Annotated in this window: 24 protein-coding genes; 6 read left to right on the top strand and 18 right to left on the bottom strand. The window is 70.0% G+C overall.

Annotated elements, in window-relative coordinates:
• Positions 1-65: 65 nt before the first annotated feature.
• The 13 genes from ACH4VX_RS00190 to ACH4VX_RS00130 form a co-directional block, all read right to left on the bottom strand.
• Complete coding sequence (locus tag ACH4VX_RS00190) at positions 66-1,232, bottom strand: tyrosine-type recombinase/integrase (protein WP_398364547.1); 1,167 nt, start codon at positions 1,230-1,232, stop codon at positions 66-68.
• Positions 1,232-1,441, bottom strand: a complete 210-nt coding sequence (locus ACH4VX_RS00185) for an excisionase family DNA-binding protein (protein ID WP_398364545.1) — start codon at positions 1,439-1,441, stop codon at positions 1,232-1,234. Before ACH4VX_RS00185 ends, ACH4VX_RS00190 begins: the two co-directional genes overlap by 1 nt.
• A gap of 2 nt (positions 1,442-1,443) precedes the next feature.
• Positions 1,444-2,829: a replication initiator protein RepSA gene (gene repSA, locus ACH4VX_RS00180; protein ID WP_398364543.1), complete on the bottom strand. Its 1,386-nt coding sequence runs from the start codon at positions 2,827-2,829 to the stop codon at positions 1,444-1,446.
• Positions 2,826-2,996: a hypothetical protein gene (locus ACH4VX_RS00175; protein ID WP_398364541.1), complete on the bottom strand. Its 171-nt coding sequence runs from the start codon at positions 2,994-2,996 to the stop codon at positions 2,826-2,828. Before ACH4VX_RS00175 ends, repSA begins: the two co-directional genes overlap by 4 nt.
• 5 nt (positions 2,997-3,001) lie before the next feature.
• Positions 3,002-3,181: a hypothetical protein gene (locus ACH4VX_RS00170; RefSeq protein WP_398364540.1), complete on the bottom strand. Its 180-nt coding sequence runs from the start codon at positions 3,179-3,181 to the stop codon at positions 3,002-3,004.
• A gap of 92 nt (positions 3,182-3,273) precedes the next feature.
• A complete protein-coding gene (locus ACH4VX_RS00165; protein WP_398364538.1) occupies positions 3,274-3,510 on the bottom strand; it encodes a hypothetical protein in 237 nt (78 codons plus the stop codon).
• A 1-nt stretch (position 3,511) separates the two neighbouring features.
• Positions 3,512-3,802, bottom strand: a complete 291-nt coding sequence (locus ACH4VX_RS00160; protein ID WP_398364536.1) for a hypothetical protein — start codon at positions 3,800-3,802, stop codon at positions 3,512-3,514.
• A 15-nt stretch (positions 3,803-3,817) separates the two neighbouring features.
• Positions 3,818-4,000 carry a mobile element transfer protein gene (locus tag ACH4VX_RS00155; protein ID WP_058916493.1) on the bottom strand — a complete coding sequence of 61 codons (183 nt, stop codon included), beginning with the start codon at positions 3,998-4,000 and terminating at the stop codon, positions 3,818-3,820.
• 16 nt (positions 4,001-4,016) lie between these two features.
• Positions 4,017-4,655 (bottom strand): DUF2637 domain-containing protein, encoded by a 639-nt coding sequence (locus tag ACH4VX_RS00150; RefSeq protein WP_398364534.1) that lies wholly within the window; start codon positions 4,653-4,655, stop codon positions 4,017-4,019.
• Between the two features lie 70 nt (positions 4,656-4,725).
• The gene (locus ACH4VX_RS00145; RefSeq protein ID WP_398364532.1) at positions 4,726-4,896 is read right to left on the bottom strand and encodes a hypothetical protein; all 171 of its coding nucleotides are present in this window, start codon (positions 4,894-4,896) and stop codon (positions 4,726-4,728) included.
• Between the two features lie 5 nt (positions 4,897-4,901).
• Positions 4,902-5,054, bottom strand: coding sequence for a hypothetical protein (locus ACH4VX_RS00140; RefSeq protein ID WP_398364530.1), 153 nt, complete (start codon positions 5,052-5,054; stop codon positions 4,902-4,904).
• Between the two features lie 85 nt (positions 5,055-5,139).
• Complete coding sequence (locus ACH4VX_RS00135) at positions 5,140-6,456, bottom strand: FtsK/SpoIIIE domain-containing protein (RefSeq protein ID WP_398364528.1); 1,317 nt, start codon at positions 6,454-6,456, stop codon at positions 5,140-5,142.
• Positions 6,457-6,458: 2 nt separating this feature from the next.
• Complete coding sequence (locus ACH4VX_RS00130) at positions 6,459-6,788, bottom strand: hypothetical protein (RefSeq protein WP_398364526.1); 330 nt, start codon at positions 6,786-6,788, stop codon at positions 6,459-6,461.
• A gap of 189 nt (positions 6,789-6,977) precedes the next feature.
• Between ACH4VX_RS00130 and ACH4VX_RS00125 the strand changes: the two genes are divergently transcribed.
• From ACH4VX_RS00125 to ACH4VX_RS00115, 3 genes are all read left to right on the top strand, one after another.
• On the top strand, positions 6,978-7,298 hold the full coding sequence (locus tag ACH4VX_RS00125; RefSeq protein ID WP_398364524.1) for a putative quinol monooxygenase: 321 nt from the start codon (positions 6,978-6,980) through the stop codon (positions 7,296-7,298).
• Positions 7,295-8,530 (top strand): helix-turn-helix domain-containing protein, encoded by a 1,236-nt coding sequence (locus tag ACH4VX_RS00120; RefSeq protein WP_398364522.1) that lies wholly within the window; start codon positions 7,295-7,297, stop codon positions 8,528-8,530. Before ACH4VX_RS00125 ends, ACH4VX_RS00120 begins: the two co-directional genes overlap by 4 nt.
• Positions 8,531-9,055: 525 nt before the next feature.
• A complete protein-coding gene (locus ACH4VX_RS00115; protein ID WP_398364520.1) occupies positions 9,056-9,610 on the top strand; it encodes a DUF6083 domain-containing protein in 555 nt (184 codons plus the stop codon).
• Positions 9,611-9,966: 356 nt separating this feature from the next.
• Here ACH4VX_RS00115 and ACH4VX_RS00110 read toward each other — a convergent pair whose 3' ends face one another.
• Positions 9,967-10,161, bottom strand: coding sequence for a hypothetical protein (locus ACH4VX_RS00110; protein ID WP_217127783.1), 195 nt, complete (start codon positions 10,159-10,161; stop codon positions 9,967-9,969).
• A gap of 697 nt (positions 10,162-10,858) precedes the next feature.
• On the opposite strand from ACH4VX_RS00110, the gene ACH4VX_RS00105 reads away from it, so the two are divergent.
• Positions 10,859-11,974, top strand: a complete 1,116-nt coding sequence (locus ACH4VX_RS00105) for an acyltransferase family protein (RefSeq protein ID WP_398364519.1) — start codon at positions 10,859-10,861, stop codon at positions 11,972-11,974.
• Here the strand turns inward: ACH4VX_RS00105 and ACH4VX_RS00100 are convergent.
• Both ACH4VX_RS00100 and ACH4VX_RS00095 read right to left on the bottom strand, forming a co-directional pair.
• Complete coding sequence (locus ACH4VX_RS00100; protein ID WP_398364517.1) at positions 11,971-12,441, bottom strand: HD domain-containing protein; 471 nt, start codon at positions 12,439-12,441, stop codon at positions 11,971-11,973. The genes ACH4VX_RS00105 and ACH4VX_RS00100 overlap by 4 nt on opposite strands.
• 18 nt (positions 12,442-12,459) lie before the next feature.
• The gene (locus ACH4VX_RS00095; protein ID WP_398364515.1) at positions 12,460-13,638 is read right to left on the bottom strand and encodes a PP2C family protein-serine/threonine phosphatase; all 1,179 of its coding nucleotides are present in this window, start codon (positions 13,636-13,638) and stop codon (positions 12,460-12,462) included.
• Positions 13,639-13,800: 162 nt separating this feature from the next.
• Here ACH4VX_RS00095 and ACH4VX_RS00090 point away from each other — a divergent pair, with 162 nt between their 5' ends.
• Positions 13,801-15,051 (top strand): GNAT family N-acetyltransferase, encoded by a 1,251-nt coding sequence (locus ACH4VX_RS00090; RefSeq protein ID WP_398364513.1) that lies wholly within the window; start codon positions 13,801-13,803, stop codon positions 15,049-15,051.
• 4 nt (positions 15,052-15,055) lie between these two features.
• On the opposite strand, the gene ACH4VX_RS00085 is transcribed toward ACH4VX_RS00090, so the two are convergent.
• Positions 15,056-15,883 (bottom strand): Fpg/Nei family DNA glycosylase, encoded by an 828-nt coding sequence (locus ACH4VX_RS00085; RefSeq protein WP_398364511.1) that lies wholly within the window; start codon positions 15,881-15,883, stop codon positions 15,056-15,058.
• A 41-nt stretch (positions 15,884-15,924) separates the two neighbouring features.
• The gene (locus ACH4VX_RS00080) at positions 15,925-16,410 is read right to left on the bottom strand and encodes a ribose-5-phosphate isomerase (protein WP_398364509.1); all 486 of its coding nucleotides are present in this window, start codon (positions 16,408-16,410) and stop codon (positions 15,925-15,927) included.
• Positions 16,411-16,614: 204 nt separating this feature from the next.
• On the opposite strand from ACH4VX_RS00080, the gene ACH4VX_RS00075 reads away from it, so the two are divergent.
• A complete protein-coding gene (locus ACH4VX_RS00075) occupies positions 16,615-18,081 on the top strand; it encodes an amino acid permease (protein WP_398364507.1) in 1,467 nt (488 codons plus the stop codon).
• Positions 18,082-18,233: the final 152 nt, after the last annotated feature.

Here is an 18,233-nt window from a genome sequence, read left to right as displayed (position 1 = left end):
ACGGCTCAGGGCCAGGTCAGAGGATCATTCCTCCGCCTGGCCCTGATCGCTTTCCGGGGTCCCGATCAGTCGGTCGTGTCCCCGGCGTGCCCCTTGGGCTTTCGATCTTTCTTCTTGCCCTTCCGATTCTTCTTCCGGCCCTTGTCGACAAGACCGGACACGGCGTCGGCGATCAGCCGGTCCCGCTCTGCGCTGGCGTGCTGGTAGATCAGCGCGGCGCGGGCGGTGCTGTGGCCCATGCGTGCCATCAGCTCACGTGTGCTCGCGCCGGTCGACGCGGCGAGCGTGTTGCCAGTGTGCCGAAGATCATGGAAGTGCAGGCCCTTGACGCCGGCGTCACCGCACGCGGTGCGCCACAGCCGGTTGAAGTGGTTCCGGCGAGGCGTCGCCCCCTTTGCACCGATGAAAACCCGGCCGTCCGCACCCGGCTCGGCATACCGCTTCAGGTGCTCGCGGATGTCGGGGACGATCGCGGTGGGGATGGACACCGTGCGCTTACCGGCTGCGCTCTTGGGGGCCTTGATCTCGCGTTGCCCGTTGTTGAGTTCGGCGACCGACCGGCGGACGCGCACGGCGCCGTGGTCCAGGTCGACATCCCGGCGGTGCAGGCCGATCAGTTCGCCCCAGCGAAGACCGAGGAACCCAGCCATGAGAACGAGTGCCCGGTAGCGCGGCTGGATGGCGTCGGCGAGGTCGTACACCTCCTGCACGGTGGCGGTGGGCCGCTCCGGGGTGTGCACCACGCTTGCGCCTTTGATCGTGCACGGGTTGCGTCGGATCATCTGGTCAGCGACAGCAGTGTGCAGGATGGCGCGAAGCAGGGCGTACGCCTTAGCTACGGTCGTAGGACCGGTGCCGGCAGAGAGCTTGTCGGCACGCCAGCGGCGCACGAGCGGGGGCGAGATGTCCGCGACGTTGACCACGCCGAAGGTGGGTTCGAGGTGATGCCGCAGCAGCGAACCGTAGAGCTGACGAGTGGTGGCGGTCAGCTCCCGTTCCTCGATCCAGGCTGCGGCGTACGGGCCGAACTCCACCTTCCCCGCATCGGGGTCGTGCCAGTCGCCGCGCCGCATCTCGGTCTGTTTGTCGGCGAGCCAGGCATCCGCGTCCTTCTTCGTACGGAAGGTCTCCGGGGCAGGCCGCAACATGCCGTCCGGGCCAACGTAGCGAGCCTGGTAACGGCCGGACGGGAGCTTGCGGACCCGCCCGAACTGGCGGCGCCTCCCGGCCATCAGGCAGCCACCCCGTGAAGAGTGTTGCCACGCCGGCGAGGCTGCACCGTGTTCGCGTCGATCAGCGCACGTACGGCGCTCTCACGGATGCGAACGTGTCGCCCCACCTTCACGTACTCGATACGCCGTTCCTCGATCAGCCGCCGAGGGAAACGCTCCGTTGTTCCCAGCAGTTCGGCAACCTGCGCCACGGTCAGCAGTCGATCCATGTTCAGTCCTCCCCTTGGGTGTCGAGGTCTTGCAGGGCCTCGCGGGCGGTTTCGCGGTTGTGCTGGATGTCCCGGCGGATGTTGGCGGCAAGCCAGGATTCGCCGGGGGTGTGGCCGTGGCCGGCGTAGGTCCAGTGGGCGAGGGTCAGGGTGGTTGCCTTCTCGTCGTCGGGGTCGGGCAGGCCGAGGGCGGCGCGTTGCTGGGCGGCGCGGTAGTCGGCGCGGACCTGGCGCAGGGCACCGAGGGTGGTGGAGTAGCGGCGAGACTTGGTGGAGAAGTGGCCGCGGAAGCCGAGCATGTGTGCCCAGTCGCGGAGCTTGCGGTCCGGGTAGAGCGCGTGGAGGTCGAGGCATGCGGCGATGAGCCGGGCGGGGTGGTCCGGCACGCTGAGCAGGGCGAGGGCTTCTTTGTTGCCGATGCGGCGGTCGACGGTGCCGGTGGTTTCGGCGGCTTTGGTGGCGTACTTGGCGACGTAGGAGGCGACGGCCTGTTCGGTGATCTCCTCGCCGTCGCCGAAGGCCCGGATGGTGCGGACGTCGAGCTGGGTGCCCCAGCGCAGGACGCGGGCGGGCTGGTCGCCGGCGGCGGGGACCTCGACTTCCACGCGGGCGGCGGCGGCCCGGATGGCGTCGGTGAGCAGGTCGACAGTGGCCCAGGACGGGGGCGGATCGTCGGGCCCGGCCGGTCCGTCGAAGCGGATCACGGCATGGAAGTGCACCGCGCCGCGCTTCTGGTACTCGGCGACCTTGCCGAAGGAGACCCGGGAGGCTTCATGGGCAGCCTTCTGCGTGAGTCCGGCCCGCTTGGCGATCTGGCGGCGCAGGTAGATCGTGAAGTAGCGCCACAGCTCGGAGGCGTGGTTGTTCCACAACACCGCGTCCGCGTAGTCGTACGCCTCCGGGTCGAGCGGGGTGCCCAGCTCGGGAGCGTCCTCACCATGACGGGTGCCGCAGCGGCACGGCCGGTTACCGGGCCGGTTGTGGACCGGGCCGAACGAGGGCGCAGTGAGGGTGGCGAACACCCGCGGGTGTTCGCGGATCGTGTCCGGGGTGCCCTTGGCCGGGTCGCCGACGAGGCCGGCGCGGATCAGGTGGTAGGTGTCCCCGGCGTAGGTCCAGGCGCAGGCCGGGCAGCGCGAGGCCCGGCGGTTGCCGCAGGCGACGCGGAGCCGGCCGCCGGGTTCGGTGTCGGTCGAGTACGCGTGCAGCACGTGTCCGGTGGCAGCGTCGCGGGTGACGGTCGAGCCCATCAGGTGGATGGGGTCGGAGCAGCCACCGGTACGGCGGATCTGGTCTTGGAGGCGGTCGAAGCCGGTGGACCCGGCCAGCCTCAGCACGTCGGCGAGGGTGGCCGGGTCCAGGCCCGCCGCGGTGGCGGCGTTGGTCACGCGTCGTCCTCCTTGGCGGGGTGACGGTCGATCCAGTCCTCCGCGCACACCTTGTGGACGGGCTTGCCCCGGTCGGAGCGCAGCGGAGTGGGCTTGGTGCAGATCACGCACGGCTTGTCGCCGGTGTGGTCGAAGTGCTCGGGCGAGCGCCAGTCGAGGAGGGCCACGGCGGTCACCTCCCCGTCCGGGCCAGAGCGGCGGGGGCGGTGTGGCCGGTGCCCTTGCAGGCCGGGCAGGTGACGCGGAGGGTGGCGCGGGTACCGTCGGCATGGCGGGTGCCGGTGGTGATCGCGGCGGTGGCGAAGCCGTCGCAGTCGCGGCAGACGCGCGTGTTCCGGGCGTGCTGGGGCATGATGAGGTTTCCCTTTCGGGTCCGTTGGATCTGGAAGTGGTGGAGCCGTCCGGGGCGGCGGTTCTTTGGCGAGAGAGCCGCCCCGGAGGGCGTTAGCGGCGGCGGTTGCGGCGCGTGGAGTAGGCCGGCGGAATCGCGTCGTAGGAGTCGCGGCCCTGCTCGAACGAAGTGCGGTCGCCTTCGCTCAGACCGGACTCACCGATCTGCCGGGTGATGCGCTTGACGGTCTTGCGGTCGCCGTGGCGCCGGGCGATGGCGTATTCACGGCCCAGCTCGGTTATCTCCGGGTTGGCCGGGGTGTCGTTGCTCTTGCGGCTGAAGAAGCCCATGTCACTTGCCCTTCCTGGTCTTGGACGTGCGATTGATCGCATAGCTGAGTCCGCCGGTGGCCGACAGGACCGCGACGGCAGCACCGGCGACGACCTGGACGACGAAGGCGACCACCAGCAGCACCGCGACGGACCCGGCGGTGACGACCAGGGCCAGGACGATGGGCCCCCGGTAGGAGCGCGGCGCCTCTTGGACGATCACGACGCGGCGCACGTCGGTGCCGGGCGGGATCTGCCGGTAGAGGTCGGCGGGGATGTGACCGGCGCGAAGCTGGTCTTCGGGGAGCTGCATGGTGGTGTCCTCCTCTCAGGTGCAGCGGTGGGTACGGGCGGCGAGTTCGGCCGCCGAGCGGTCGCGGTGCTCGGTGGAGAAGCCGCAGTTCGGGGCGGTGCAGGCGGCGGTGTGCCGGGTCTGGCCCCGGCCGTTGTTGAACGTGCCGACCCTTACGGGGCCGATGCGGATCACGTCGTAAAAGCGGTTCGGGCGCACGAGGGGTCACCTCCTTTCAGGCGAGTTGGGCGACGATCGCGCCGGCGAGGTCTTCCGGGATGCCGAGGCGGGCGCGCAGGGTGGCGGTGTCGATGTCGGTTCCGGTGCGGGTGCGGTGCTCGGTGGCGACCTTGCGTGCGTGGTCGACCAGCGCGGGCGGCACCGCGGGGGTCGGTGCTTCCGGCAGGGCCGGGGCGGGCTCCGGTGTGGTGATCTCCGGGGCCGGTTCGGGTGTCTTGGGGCGGTCGACGACCGGCACGGGAGCAGGCACGGGGGCCGGGTCCGGTGTGCGGTCGGTGGGTTGGTGGACCAGGAGGGTGCCGCCGAGGAAAGCCAGTGCAGGCCAGCCAGCGACGAGGATGCGCAGCCAGGCTGGAACGTGGTCGAGGTCGAGGAGGCCGGCGGTCACGACGTTCGCGCCGAGGGATGCGACCAGGGCGATGACGAACCATGTCCAGGCCGAGCGGTCTCGGCGCGCGGTGCGCAGTCGGCGCCAGGCGGCGACCAAGAGCAGATCGACGGAGACGGGATAGGCCCATGCCTTCCAGCCGGACTGTCCGGCCGCTTCGGCAAGGTCGTGCAGGTGGGCGAAGGACAGGGCACCGGCGATCACGGCCTGAATGAGCACGGCGTCGATGCGGATCGAGCGGAACACGGTCTCCACCTCCCTTCGCGGGGATCGGGCCGGGGCGGGGTCCAGGTGTCCGGCCGCCGCCCCGGCGGGTTCAGTCGTCGGCAGGAATCTCGCCAGCGCCGAAGCAGCCCAGGCACATACCGGCTTGCTGGCCGACCGTCCTGCGCTTGCGTCCGACGCGGACAGGCCGGGAGACTTCACCCGAGCCCTTGCAGGACGGACACGGCTTGGTTTTGGGCTTGGTGGGCTTGCGCGCGGTCATGGCGGTCACCAGGCCCAAGGGGAGTCGGAGGTGTCCTCCGGTTCCTCGTCCTGGTAGTCGTCCATGACGTCCGGCGAGTTGTTCCAGGCGGAGAGCAAGGCCGACTCCAGCGGATCCACCGGACGGGGGTCGGGCTCCGGGAACGGGATGATCGTCATTGCGATCTCTCCTTTCGGTTTTCGGCATGGCTCGGGTAGGGACCTGGCGTGCAGCGGTCACGCCGACCGGGTGAGCAGGAGGGGGCTAGATGCCGGCGGGCTCGGCAGCCGTATCGGCGCAGAGGGCCGGGCGGAACGGGGCCAGGAACGGCAGGTCGGGGGCCAAGTGGGCGAACTCGCGGCAGACCGCCGCCGCCTGAGCCGGGCTGGTCTCGGGGGTGCGGATGCGCGACCAGTAGCCGGAGGCGTCGCCGGCGACCGCGACACCGGGACGGTCGGCCCGGATGCCGGTCACGGAGACCACGGCGTCCGGGGCGATGTCGCCCAACCCCATCTCGGCGGTCTGTTTGTCGTTGACGCGGTGGACGACCCGGCCGGTGAGCTGGGCCCGCAGGGCGGTCGCGCCCCTGCCCAGGTCGGAGCCGAACCGCTGCCCGCACGCCTCCAGGAAGATGCCGACCGCGCGGGCCATCTGGCCGAGTCGGACCAGTTGCATGACCGTGTGATCGCGGGCGGTTTCCTCCTTCTTGGAGGTCACCAGGAACAGCTCCGCCACCTCGTCGATCAGCACGACCAGCGGCGCCGGCCGTACCTTCGCGGGCAGCTCCCACAGGTCCGAGACGCCGTGCAGGGCGAGCAGGTCGAAGCGCTCTTCCATCTCTGCCACCAGGGCATCGACCAGGTGCCCGGCGCTCTCGCGGTCGGTGGCCAGCGCCGACAGACGCGGCGCGTACCGGGACTGCTCGACCCCGCGCTTGCAGTCGATACCGACCAGGCCCACCGGCAGCCGGGCAAGGCCCTGGATCAGGTTGCGCTGGTACATCGACTTGCCGGACTGGTTCGCGCCCAGGGTCAGGGCGTGCGGGATCTTGCGGTAGTCCCGCTCGAAGACCGTGCCGTCCTCCCGCAGCGCCACCGGGACGACCAGGTCACGGGGCACGGCACGGCGCGGCATCCGGACCCGGCCGAGCACGTCATAGCCGGTCATGCGCAGTTCCACGAACCCCGGCTTGGACTCCACCACGGTCACCGACTGCACACCCCAGGCGTGCCGCAGGCGCTGCGAGGAAGCGGCGAGGTCGGCCGGCTCCAGCCCCGCGGGCAGCCGCAGCGAGATGCGCAGCCCGGTCGAGGTCGGACGCACCCGGCGCACCTTCGGCGGAACGGGCCGCACCTCACGGCGGGCCACGTTGCGCGTCATGAACGCCCGCAGGGCGGACGGCTGCACCGTCAGACCGCACACGTCCATCGTCGCCGCGTAGGAGAAGGTGAACCGGCCCCAGGTGACCGGCATCCCGACCAGCGACCAGTACACGCGCGGAGCGCGGACCTTCGCATAACCGAGACCGCCGGCCCCTGCTAAGGCTCCCGTGGCCTCCAGCCACATCGACAGGTCAGCCATGGTCAGGCCACCTGGGTGATTGCGACCGCGCGGAACGAGATCCCGTGCCGCTTCTGGCCGTTGAACTCGTTCTCCCAGTCCCGCGCCCTCAGCCCGACGACCCGCACCGGCATGCCCGGCGCCAGCCCCTCCGGGTAACCCGTCTCCGGGATGGTCACCTGGTAGAGGTTGCCCTCTCCCTCGTCCGAGACCAGCAGGCCCACGGTCGACAGCGCCGCACCGGTCTCCCGGTCCATGGCCCGCTCACCGGTCTTCTTGTTCGCCATCTTGGGTTCCGGCGCGGTCGCCACGAACACCACGGCGGTCGAAGTGTCAATCTTGAAGGACGGCATTATGGAGCCTCCCCTTGTGGGATCAGCCCCGGGCTGCGTTGTGATCTTGGCGGACGCACGTAGCCCGGGGTGCCTTGTTTTCCGACACCATCGAAGCTACTCGCAGTAAAACTGCGAGTCAACAGGAAAGCTGCGACTAGCAGTAGAAGTCTGCCTCTGGGAGACTGAACGCGACAAGAAGGAGGAGAGATGGCCAACTATGGGCTTTTTGTTCGCTTCACTCTTCGCGAGGGTGCAGGCGAGGCGTTCGACGCGCTGATCCGGGAGACCGCAGCGGGCATACAGGCTCACGAGCCCGGCACACTCGTGTACGCGTGCCACGAGGTCGAGGGCGCGCCCAATGAGCGGATCTTCTTTGAGCTGTACGCCGACCGCGAGGCGTTCGAGGAGCACGAGCGTCAGCCCCACACGCGCCGCTTCCTCGCGGAGCGCACCAAGTACGTCGAGAAGACCGAGGTCGACCGGCTTCAGCCGTACGCCGGCAAGTACCCGACCGGAGCAGGGGCATGACGGGCACCGACACCAAGGCGCTCGGCCAGCGGATCAAGGAGCTACGCCGCGCCGCAGGCATGTCACAAAGCGACCTTGCCGCCGCTATGGGGCGCTCGGAAAGCTGGGTATCGCAGGTCGAAAGGGGCGTGCAGCCCGTTGAAAGGCTGTCGATCCTTCAGGCTCTCGCCGACGCGCTCAACGTATCCGTGCGCGAAGTGCGACCAGATGCCGCGCCGGCTGAGCCGACCCAGCCCGAAGAACTCGACAGGAGCAACGACCTTGAAGGGCTGCGCGTCGCCCTCACAGGGCACCCAGCCTTGGGCAGTCTGTTCGAGGAGTCGCCGGGCGAACCGGTTCCCTCCCTTCCCGACTTCCGTCAGCGCGTGGAGGAGGCTTGGACCCTCGCGCACGCTTCGAGCTACGCGGCTCTGAGTGAGCACCTTGCCCAGTTGCTGCCGAGCATCGAGGCGGCGGTACGTCACGCGCCGGAGAGCGATCGCACGGAACTTCACTCCCTCCGTGCCAAGGCGTACCAGGTGGCAGCAGCGAGCTTCACCCGGCAGGACCAGGCCGACGCGGCATGGGTCGCGGCCGATCGGGCGCTACAGGCGGCCGAGCTTGCCGGACAGCCGATGGAGGTTGTCGCGAGCCTGTTCCGCATGGCGCACGCGTTCATGCGGCAACAGCACATGGAGCAGGCCGAGCAGGCAGCGAAGTCCGCCGTGGCAGTCATGGCGCCCAGGGCGGAGGCCCCCGGGTGCCCACCAGAGGAGCTGTCGCTGTTGGGCGCTATGAACCTCGTTCTCTCGGTGATCAACGCGAGGGAGGGGAACCGGAGAGGGACTCACGAGCACATCGACCGGGCGCGCGAGATCGCGGCGCGCTTGGGTGAGGACCGCAACGACTTCGACACGGAGTTCGGTCCGACGAACGTCGAGATCCACGCGGTGAGTACGGCGGTCGAGTTGGGAGACGCGGGGCTTGCCCTGGAAGTGGCCCAGCAGGTCGACGCATCAGGTCTCTCACCGGAGCGGCAGTCACGTTTCCTCCTTGACGTGGCGCGAGCGCACGCGCAGCGGCGACACGTCGGCGAGGCCACAGCCGCACTCTTGGAATCCGAGGCTTTGGCACCGGAACAGGTCCACGATCACCACTTGGCCCGCGAGGTCATTCGCGATCTGGTCCAGCTCTCCGAACCACGTGTTCCTGAATCCCTCCGCGGATTGGCCGAGCGGAGCGCGGTCGGCTAGCCGATCTTGTTACAGATTTCTCTACCTCATCAAGCCCGGCTGCGCTCCGCTCCGCCGGCGCGCTTCCCGGCTCCGCTCCGGGCGCCGCTCCTGCCTTCGGCCCGCTCCGCCCGCGCTGCGCCGACGCGCGCCCACGTGGGTAGGGCCGGTGACCATGAGGTGATCACCGTAGGTCGGCAGCACCTCACAGCAGTGCCTCCGGCGGGGGATCGGCCGGCACCGGGATGGAGGGGGCACCGTCGCCGACTGCGGGCCCGTAGGGGTGTCTGTGGGGTGCTCCCATCCCGTCCACCGTCGACCCAGGCAGAGCCGAGCAGACGCGGCCCAGGGCGTCCAGGTCGTTCGTACAGTGGCGCGCTCCACCTGGACGCCCTGAACCACGCCCGCTCCACGGTGTGTGGGTCGACGGCGGACGGGATGGGAGCTGGGGTGAGTGGTGGGTTGAGGATGGTGGATGCGTGATCGCCAAATGAGGCCAAATAGCGACCTACTGGGATCCAGTCGGATTCGCTCACACTCAAGTGCATGGGGGCGATTCAGGATCGTGACCAGTTCGCATGTCATCACTGTGACAAAGTCGACCCAACCGTGCGCGAGCACGGACGGTTCAGCCTCATGGCGCGGCTCTGTGAGAGGTGCTGGAACACCCTCGCCAACGAGATGGCGGAAGCCGACGGAGCCACAGCCGCACCCCGACCCGATCCCGACGACGTGACGTGGATCGAGCCGCCAGTTTGCCCCGAATGTGGTGCCTTGATCCGCGTATACCCCACCAACTATGACCGATGGGTCAGCCTCGCCATGGTGGAGTTGCCCGCCAAGGACGTCCCAGAGGCCTTCCGGTGGCGTTTGACGAGGCTCCCGGACCACTCCCCCATCCCCACGGATATCGTGGCTGTACGGGTCCGTGGAATCGATCCGTTGCCGAGCGAACCCGTCGTTCCAGCCCACCGCATGATGTGTGTCCCCGAGCCGGGTGAGCCGCAGAGCACAGCGGAAAGCCTGGAGGGTGGTCCGTGTCTCTCACGTGCCCGATCAGGTGGCGGCCGGCGGGGAGTAGCGGGGAACACCGGAGAGTGAACCGAAAACCCGCAGGTCACTGACTCGCCAGGTCAGGCCCGATCCGCATACGCGATCTTCCAAACTAGCTACGCGGGTTCGATTCCCGTCGCCCGCTCCATACGGCTCAGGGCCAGGTCAGAGGATCATTCCTCCGCCTGGCCCTGATCGTTTTCCGGGGTCCGAACAGTCGGTCGTGCCTCCGGGCTTCCTGCGTGTCCTCAGCGGGTTCTTCGCGGTGCGCAGTGCGCAGTGGGCGGTGGGCGGTCCGGTCGTGGTGCCGGTGGCGCCGGTCGTGGTGTCGGGCGGACGGCCGGTCGGCCGGGCCGGGTGGTTCCCGGGCCGGCCCGGATCGTTTCCGCGCGGGGCGGGCGGGGTCAGAAGCTGATGGAGTTGATCATCTCGGCTATCGAGTCCAGGAATCGCTGGATGTCGTCGGCCATGCCGGTGGAGGCGAGGAAGAAGCCGAAGAGGACGGCGACGATCGCCGGCCCGGCCTTGATGGAGCCGCTTCTCATCAACACCACCAGGATGATCGCCAACAGCAGCACCACGGACAGTGAAATGGCCACAACTGATCACACCCTCGGTCGGTTCCGCTTCCCCGGCCCGGGCGACGCGACCCCGCGCACCCCGCCAGAACCATCGTGCCACCAACACGGCCGCCCTATGCGGCGGCTGACGCATCATCCGTCCCGGCGTGGCCGGACCCACCCCCGCGCGGCCGTCCGCACGGACCAACGGCGTTGTGTCGCAAGGCAATTCGAAAGAGCACCCGCGCAGGGAATTCAACCGGATCGTTTCCGTCTCCACACAACGCGTTCGCAGCTAATTCGAATTGTCTCCGCAGGTGCCCAAACAGGCCCCAGGGCGATACGGGAAAGACGTACCGAAGCTGGACATATCACCTGAGTCACCTGCTGGCCCTATGCGTGATTTAGTCCGGAACAATCATGACAAGGGCGGCCTGTGCGGCGACCAAATACCTTATGCGCACGGTGTGTCGACCATCACGCCGACCACGTCGCACACTTTCCCCGATCCGGGGTATCCGAGTCGAATACCAGGTACGACGTCGGGCGTTTTACGAAATGCCGCGGACAAGGCTAGGGTGCCTCAGATGTTCCACGCTGCCCCGTCCCCCGCAAGCGCAGCGAGCCCACCGATCGACTCCCCGAGTTCCCGCCGGGAGGGTCAGTGACGAACTCGCAGCGACCGTACGGCAACCGCAGAACGCCGCTCCCCCCGGCACAGTCACCGGCGCCCGGAGTGCCGAGCCCGCGCACGCGGAGCCGGCGCAGCGACCGGCCCGCACCGTCCGGCAGACAGCGCGACGCCTTCTTCGACAACGCCAAGTACCTGGCGATCGTGCTGGTGGCGGTCGGCCACGCCTGGGAGCCCCTCAAGGGCGACAGCCGGGTCCTGGAGGCGGCGTACACGGTCGTGTACTCGTTCCACATGCCGGCCTTCATCATCATCTCCGGCTTCTTCTCACGCAGTTTCGACATGCGGCCCGACCGGCTGCGCCGGCTGATCACCGGTGTCGCCGTGCCGTACATCGTGTTCGAGACCGCCTATCCCCTGTTCCGGCGGGTCGTCGACCACGCCCCGGAGCAGGAGATCAGCCTGCTCGACCCCTGGTACCTGACCTGGTTCCTGGTCGCGCTGTTCGTGTGGCGGCTGACCACGCCGATCTGGAACGCGGTGCGGCACCCGCTGCCGCTGGCCCTCGGCATCGCCGTGCTGGCCAGTGTCACCCCCGGGATCGGCGACGACCTCGACCTGCAGCGCGTGCTGCAGTTCCTGCCCTACTTCGTGCTCGGTCTGTGCATGAGGCCGGAGCACTTCCACCGGGTGCGGCGCCGGGCGGTGCGGATCGCGGCGGTGCCGGTGTTCGCGGCGGCGCTGGCCTTCGGCTGGTGGGCGGTGCCGCGGATGAACACCGCGTGGTTCTACCACCGTGACGCCGCGCAGGAGCTGGGCGCGCCGTGGTGGGCCGGCCCGGTCATGGTGCTCGCGATGTTCGGCTGCTCGCTGCTGCTGACCGCCTGCTTCTTCGCCTGGGTGCCGGGCCGCCACATGTGGTTCACGGCGCTCGGCGCGGGCACGCTGTACGGCTACCTGCTGCACGGCTTCGTGGTGAAGGCCGGCGACTACCAGGGCTGGTTCGAGCACTCCGTGCTGCACCGGCCGCTCGGCGAGATCGCCGTGAGCGTCCTGGCGGCGGCCCTGGTGACACTGCTGTGCACCGCCCCCGTGCGGCGGGTGTTCCGGTTCGTGATGGAGCCGAGGATGGACTGGGCGTTCAAGCGGGACCCCGCCGAAGTGGCCCGCGAACGCGAGCGGCAGGAGAAGAGGGAGACCCGCGAGAAGGTCTCCGCCTAGGAGTCTCCCTCCCCCGTCACGAGACCGAGAAGTACGCGCATCCGCGCGTACTTCTCGGTCAGTCGTGTGCGGGTCGGCCCGTCCAGTACGGCGAGACGGGCCGGGTCGGCGTTGTGCGCCAGGTCCGCCTCCTTCACCAGCAGCGCGCCGGGGGTGGCGAGGATCCGGGCCGCGTACGCCTCGGGGGGCTCCCCGGACCGTTTGGTGACCGCGAGGACGATTCTCTTGGTCCGCCGGGTCAGCGCCGCCTCCGCCAGCCACTGCTCCGACAGCCTGCCGTCCTCGACGGCGTCGTGCAGCCAGGCCGCCGCGATCTGCTCCTCGTCGCCGCCGCGTGCCCGTACGCCCTCGGCGACGGCCCGGAGGTGTTCGGCGTAGGGCCGGCCCGCCTTGTCCCTCTGGCCGGTGTGCGCGGCTCGGGCGACGGCCTCGACCCGGTCCAGGGGCAGCGGTGTCGTCTCGTTCACCCGTCCAGTGTGCACGGGTCAGCGGGCCGCCGCGGCCGTCGGACCCTCGCGGCAGATGAGCAGCAGGGCCCGGTCGTCGTTGACGTCCTTGGCGACCGCCTCGATGAGGTGCCAGGCGGCGCCGTGGAAGCCGCCGGCGACATAGCGGTCGGCTTCGCCGGTGAGGCGGTCGATGCCTTCGACGATGTCCCGCTCGGAGGTCTCCACCAGACCGTCCGTGAACAGCATCAGCACGTCCCCGGGGCGCAGCGAGCCCTTCACCGGGTCGAACTGGGCGCCGTCGTACACGCCGAGCAGCGGTCCGTCGGCCGCCTTCTCCTCCCAGCGGCCGCTGCCCGCGCTGAGCTGGAGGCCCGGCGGGTGCCCGGCGGAGTAGATCTCGTAGTCGCCGGAGTCCAGGTCGAGCACCAGGTGGATGGAGGTGGCGAAGCCCTCGTCCCAGTCCTGGCGCAGCAGATAGCCGTTGGCGGCGGGGAGGAAGGCGTGCGGCGGGAGGCTGCCGAGGAGACCGCCGAAGGCGCCCGACAGGAGCAGGGCGCGCGAGGCGGCGTCCATGCCCTTGCCGGAGACGTCGGTGAGCACGACCTCCAGGGTGCGCCCGCCGTTGGTGCGGGCCGCGACCACGAAGTCGCCCGAGAAGGACTGTCCGCCCGCCGGGCGCAGGGCCATCTCCCGGTGCCAGCCGTCGGGGAGCTTCGGCAGCTTGCTCTGTACCCGGATGCGTTCGCGCAGGTCGAACAGCATGGTGCCGCCGCGCCGCCAGGGCACGCCCACCCGGCTGCGGAACTGGGCGACGAGCAGCCCGAAGAAGCCGCAGGCGGCGACGACGAGGACCACGCCCGGGGTGACCCGGGCCGCGCCCTCGGTGTAGGGGCCGAGTCGGACCGACTCCACGATCAGCGCGGTCGCCGCGGCGGCGTACAGGCCGAGCAGGCTCGCCGGGCGCAGCAGCAGGCCGCCGGCGACGATCGGGATGACCAGTGCGGCGGGCGCACACCACACGGAGTTGGCGAGTGTCCCGGCCGCGATCAGCGGGACGGCGAGGAGCAGTCCGGCGAGCGCGATCCAGTCGGAGCCGTCCCCCCGGAAGTAGTCGACCGCGCTCCGGCGCATGCCGACGCGGGCCCGGTGCCACTGCTTCTTCAACCGGGCCGTGAACGTGTCGGCTTCCGCGCGCCGCTCTCGTCCTGCTGCCATTAGTTCGGGACCCTATCCATCGGACCGGCCACTTGGCACGGGAGGTCCTGGTTGTCCTCTTGTCGGGGACCGACTTCACAGTGAACTTCACCGGACGCCGTCGTGGGGCCGCGCGGGAGAAATTGCCTCGCTCGTCCTGTACGGCCCTGGTAGGCATGGCCCATGGTGAACGAGCAGGCGGGCCCCGTGACCGGACTTCGAGCGCTGCGGCCGGACGACTGGGAGAAGTGGTACGAGACGCTGATCCGCGCCTTCAGCGGGGTGCCGGAGTCCCCCGAGGAACGGGAACTGTGGAACTCCTTCACCGAATTCGACCGTTTTCTGGGGGTGTGGGACGGCGACGAGTGCGTGGGGACGGCTGGGGCGTTCTCGTTCCGGCTGACCGTGCCCGGCGGTGAGTCCGTGCCGGCCGCGGGCATCACGGGCGTCAGCGTGGCCGCCACGCACCGGCGGCGCGGCGTGCTGAGGTCGATGATGCGGCGCCAGTTGGACGACGTGCGCTCCTGGGGCGAGTCGCTGGCGGTGCTCACGGCGTCCGAGCCGGCGATCTACGGCCGGTTCGGGTACGCGGCGGCGACGTTCCAGGTGAACGCCGAGATCGACACGAGTCGTACGGATCTGTCCGTCCCGCCCGGTACGGACGGCGTACGGCTGCGGTACGCGGCGCCCGCCGACGTGCTCGGCGCGTGTGAGGCGGTGTACGCCCGGCTCGTCCCGGGGCGTGCGGGGATGCTGGCGCGGCAGCCCGGCTGGGAGCGGCTGGGGACGCACGATCCGGAGAGCGACCGGGGCGGGGCGTCGCCGCTGCAGTGTGTCGTCGCGGAGCGGGGCGGCGAGACCGTCGGCTACGCGCGGTTCCGGGTGAAGCCGGGCTGGGGCCGGTCCGGGCACGACGGGTCGGTGATCCTGAGCGACCTGGCCGCGCTGGATCCCGCGGCGGACGCGGCGCTGTGGCGGTTCCTGTTCGGCGTCGACCTGACGTCGACGCTGGTGGTGCGGGGCCGGCCGGTCGACGAGGCGTGGCAGTACATGGTGTCCGACATCCGCCGGTGCCGGCCGGAGACACGGGACTCGCTGTACGTACGGCTGGTCGACGTCGGCGCGGCGCTCCAGGCGCGGACGTACCGGGCGCCGGTGGACGTCGTGTTCGAGGTGGAGGACGCCTTCTGCCCCTGGAACGCGGGGCGTTGGCGGCTGAGCGGGGACGCCAAGGGCGCGTCCTGCGAGCGTACGGAGGATGCGGCCGATCTCGCCCTGTCGGTACGGGAGTTGGGCGCCGCGTATCTGGGCGGGGTGAGTCTCACCGCGCTCGCGGCGGCCGGCCGGGTGGACGGGCTGCGGCGGGGCGCGCTGGCGGAGGCGTCCCTGGCGTTCGGGAGCGACCCGGCGCCGTGGCTGCCGCACGGGTTCTGAGGGCTCAGCGGCGCTGGCAGTCCGGGCACCAGAACAGATTGCGGGCGGCGAGGTCGGCGGTGCGGATCCCGCCGCCGCAGATGTGACAGGGCAGGTTCGCCCTGCGGTAGACGTACACCTCGCCGCCGTGGTCGTCGACGCGCGGCGGGCGTCCCATCACCTCGGGGGTGTGTTCGGGGCGGACGGTGTCGATGCGGTTGTTGCGGACGCCCTCGCGCATCAGCGCGACCAGATCGGCCCAGACGGCGTCCCACTCGGCCGGGGTGACGTCCCGGCCCGCGCGGTACGGGTCGATCCGGTGCCGGAAGAGGACCTCGGCGCGGTAGACGTTGCCCACGCCCGCGATGATCTTCTGGTCCATGAGGAGGGCGGCGATCGTCGTACGGCTGCGGCTGATCCTGCGGTACGCGAGGGCGGGGTCGGCGTCCGGGCGGAGCGGGTCGGGGCCGAGCCGGTCGTGGACCGCCCGTTTCTCGCCGTCCGTGATCAGAGCGCAGGTGGTGGGGCCGCGCAGGTCGACGTACGAGGTGGCGTCGGCGAGGCGGAGCCGGACGGTGTCCGTGGGCGGCGGCGCCGGGGCCGGGCCGAAGGTGACCTTGCCGAAGAGGCCGAGGTGGATGTGGACCCACTCGGCGCGTTCCGGCTCGGAGTCGCCGAAGCCCAGGAAGAGGTGCTTTCCGTGGGCGTCGGTGGTGTGCAGCGGCGTGCGGTCGAGGAGGGCGGCGGCGTCGGCGAACTTGCCCTGGGGGCTGGTGACGCGCAGGGGGGTGCCGGCGGCGAAGGCCGCGGCGTAGTCCTTGGCCAGCCTGTGGATCGTGTGGCCCTCGGGCACGGGTCGCCCCCCTCGCTTACTCTTCCGCTCCGTCCCGTCCGCTACCGCTGCGGGTGGTGCGAGGGGACGGGCGGGAGGTCGCCCGTCGTCTCGTAGACGGCGAGCATGTCGATCCGGCGGATGTGGCGCTCGTCACCGGAGAACGGGGTGCTCAGGAAGATCTCGACGAACTTCGTCGCCTCGTCCTGGGAGTGCATGCGCGCGCCCACCGCGACCACGTTGGCGTCGTTGTGCTGGCGGCCCAGTGCCGCCGTCTCCTCGCTCCACGCCAGGGCCGCCCGTACGCCCTTGACCTTGTTCGCGGCGATCTGCTCGCCGTTGCCGGAGCCGCCGATCACGATGCCGAGGGCGCCCTGGTCCGCGGCGGTCCGCTCGGCGGCGCGGAGACAGAAGGGCGGGTAGTCGTCCTGGGCGTCGTAGATGTGCGGGCCGCAGTCGACGGGCTCGTGGCCCGCCGCCTCGAGCCACTCGACGAGGTGGTTCTTGAGTTCGTAGCCCGCATGGTCCGAGCCGAGATACACGCGCATGGTCCGAGTGTGACACGGGGGTTACCGGGAAGGCGCGCCGGGTACTGCTGCCGAAAAAGTGAGGAGAATCTCAGAAGCTCAGGAAAAGCTCAAGTAACAATATGGATTCGAAGGTTCCCCAATCCTTTGACCTCCGTTTCACTGGTCCGGCCCGTAGACCCATACGGAGTGCAGCTCCCCCACGGCGCAAAGGAAATCTGTTCCATGACCTCGCAGCCGACCCTGAAAACAGCCGGAAGCGGCCCCGGAGAATCCGGCAGCGGCCCCTCAGGACACGGTTCCGGGCTCCAGGCCGGACTCAAGAACCGCCATCTGTCGATGATCGCCATCGGCGGCGTGATCGGCGCGGGCCTCTTCGTCGGCTCCAGCTCCGGCATCGCGACCGCCGGCCCCGGCATCCTGCTGTCGTACGCCCTCGTCGGCACGCTCGTGGTGCTGGTGATGCGGATGCTCGGTGAGATGTCCGCGGCCAACCCGACGTCCGGGTCCTTCTCCGCGCACGCCGACCGGGCGCTCGGCCCGTGGGCCGGGTTCACGATCGGCTGGCTCTACTGGTTCTTCTGGGTCGTCGTCCTCGCGGTCGAGGCGACCGCCGGTGCCGCGATCCTCGAAGGGTGGGTCCCGGCCGTTCCGCAGTGGGGCTGGGCGCTCATCGTGATGGTGGTGCTGACCGCCACCAACCTGGTGTCCGTCGGCTCCTACGGCGAGTTCGAGTTCTGGTTCGCCGGGATCAAGGTCGTCGCCATCGGCGCGTTCATCGTCATCGGCGGGCTGGCCGTCTTCGGCGTGCTGCCCGGCGCCGACACCGACCAGGCGGGCCTCGCCAACCTCACCGGGCACGGCGGCTTCCTGCCCCACGGCGCCGGTGCCATCCTCACCGGCATCCTGCTCGTCGTCTTCTCCTTCATGGGCAGCGAGATCGCCACCCTGGCCGCCGGCGAGTCGGAGGACCCGCAGCGGGCCGTCACCAAGGCGACCAACAGCATCATCTGGCGGATCGGCGTCTTCTACCTCGGCTCGATCTTCGTCGTGGTCTGTCTGCTGCCGTGGGACAGCAAGTCGATCACCGAGGACGGCTCGTACGTCGCCGCCCTGGACTCCCTCGGCATCGCGCACGCCGGTCAGATCATGAACTTCATCGTGCTGACGTCCGTGCTGTCCTGCCTCAACTCCGGGCTCTACACGGCCTCCCGGATGGCCTTCTCGCTCGGCCGGCGCGGGGACGCGCCGAAGGCGTTCGCCCGGACCACCCGCCGGGGCGTGCCGCAGACCGCGATCATCGCGTCGGTGGTGTTCGGCTTCGTCGCCGTCTTCTTCAACTACAAGTTCCCGGACTCCGTCTTCCTCTTCCTGGTCAACTCCTCGGGCGCGGTCGCGCTGTTCGTGTGGCTGGTGATCTGCTTCTCGCAGCTGCGCATGCGGAAGATCATCCAGGCGGAGGCGCCGGAGAAGCTGGTCGTGCGGATGTGGCTGTACCCGTATCTGACGTGGGCCAGCGCCGCGCTGATCGTGTTCGTGCTCGGGTACATGCTCACCGACACCGAGCACGACGGGCGTACGACGATGCTGCTGTCGCTGCTGGTCGCCGGCATCGTGCTCGCCATCGCCTTCGTCAAGCAGCGGGTGGCCGGGCGCCGCGCGAAGGACCGGGACGAGATCCCGGCCGGCTGAGGCACTCGTACACATGGGGAGAGGCCCGGGGGGGGGGGCGGGCCGCCCCCCCCCCCCGCCCCGCCCCCCCCCACCCCCCCCCGCAAACCCTGTGGGCGGCAATTCACGCGGGGGGGCCGCCCCCCCACCCCCCGGCCCCCGCAGCGGGCGAG

The organism is Streptomyces sp. NPDC020731 (assembly GCF_044334705.1).
GTDB lineage: Bacteria > Actinomycetota > Actinomycetes > Streptomycetales > Streptomycetaceae > Streptomyces.
This window is presented reverse-complemented; position numbering and strand designations above follow the sequence as displayed.

Excerpts from the sequence above, each read along its gene's own strand:
- ACH4VX_RS00130 (WP_398364526.1), bottom strand. The coding sequence starts at position 6,788 with ATGCCGTCCTTCAAGATTGACACTTCGACCGCCGTGGTGTTCGTGGCG.
- ACH4VX_RS00120 (WP_398364522.1), top strand. The coding sequence starts at position 7,295 with ATGACGGGCACCGACACCAAGGCGCTCGGCCAGCGGATCAAGGAGCTA.
- ACH4VX_RS00095 (WP_398364515.1), bottom strand. The coding sequence starts at position 13,638 with ATGGCAGCAGGACGAGAGCGGCGCGCGGAAGCCGACACGTTCACGGCC.
- ACH4VX_RS00170 (WP_398364540.1), bottom strand. The coding sequence starts at position 3,181 with ATGCCCCAGCACGCCCGGAACACGCGCGTCTGCCGCGACTGCGACGGC.
- ACH4VX_RS00080 (WP_398364509.1), bottom strand. The coding sequence starts at position 16,410 with ATGCGCGTGTATCTCGGCTCGGACCATGCGGGCTACGAACTCAAGAAC.
- ACH4VX_RS00190 (WP_398364547.1), bottom strand. The coding sequence starts at position 1,232 with ATGGCCGGGAGGCGCCGCCAGTTCGGGCGGGTCCGCAAGCTCCCGTCC.
- ACH4VX_RS00140 (WP_398364530.1), bottom strand. The coding sequence starts at position 5,054 with ATGACGATCATCCCGTTCCCGGAGCCCGACCCCCGTCCGGTGGATCCG.
- ACH4VX_RS00090 (WP_398364513.1), top strand. The coding sequence starts at position 13,801 with ATGGTGAACGAGCAGGCGGGCCCCGTGACCGGACTTCGAGCGCTGCGG.
- ACH4VX_RS00165 (WP_398364538.1), bottom strand. The coding sequence starts at position 3,510 with ATGGGCTTCTTCAGCCGCAAGAGCAACGACACCCCGGCCAACCCGGAG.
- ACH4VX_RS00075 (WP_398364507.1), top strand. The coding sequence starts at position 16,615 with ATGACCTCGCAGCCGACCCTGAAAACAGCCGGAAGCGGCCCCGGAGAA.
- ACH4VX_RS00160 (WP_398364536.1), bottom strand. The coding sequence starts at position 3,802 with ATGCAGCTCCCCGAAGACCAGCTTCGCGCCGGTCACATCCCCGCCGAC.
- ACH4VX_RS00145 (WP_398364532.1), bottom strand. The coding sequence starts at position 4,896 with ATGACCGCGCGCAAGCCCACCAAGCCCAAAACCAAGCCGTGTCCGTCC.
- ACH4VX_RS00115 (WP_398364520.1), top strand. The coding sequence starts at position 9,056 with ATGGGGGCGATTCAGGATCGTGACCAGTTCGCATGTCATCACTGTGAC.
- ACH4VX_RS00185 (WP_398364545.1), bottom strand. The coding sequence starts at position 1,441 with ATGGATCGACTGCTGACCGTGGCGCAGGTTGCCGAACTGCTGGGAACA.
- ACH4VX_RS00135 (WP_398364528.1), bottom strand. The coding sequence starts at position 6,456 with ATGGCTGACCTGTCGATGTGGCTGGAGGCCACGGGAGCCTTAGCAGGG.
- ACH4VX_RS00125 (WP_398364524.1), top strand. The coding sequence starts at position 6,978 with ATGGCCAACTATGGGCTTTTTGTTCGCTTCACTCTTCGCGAGGGTGCA.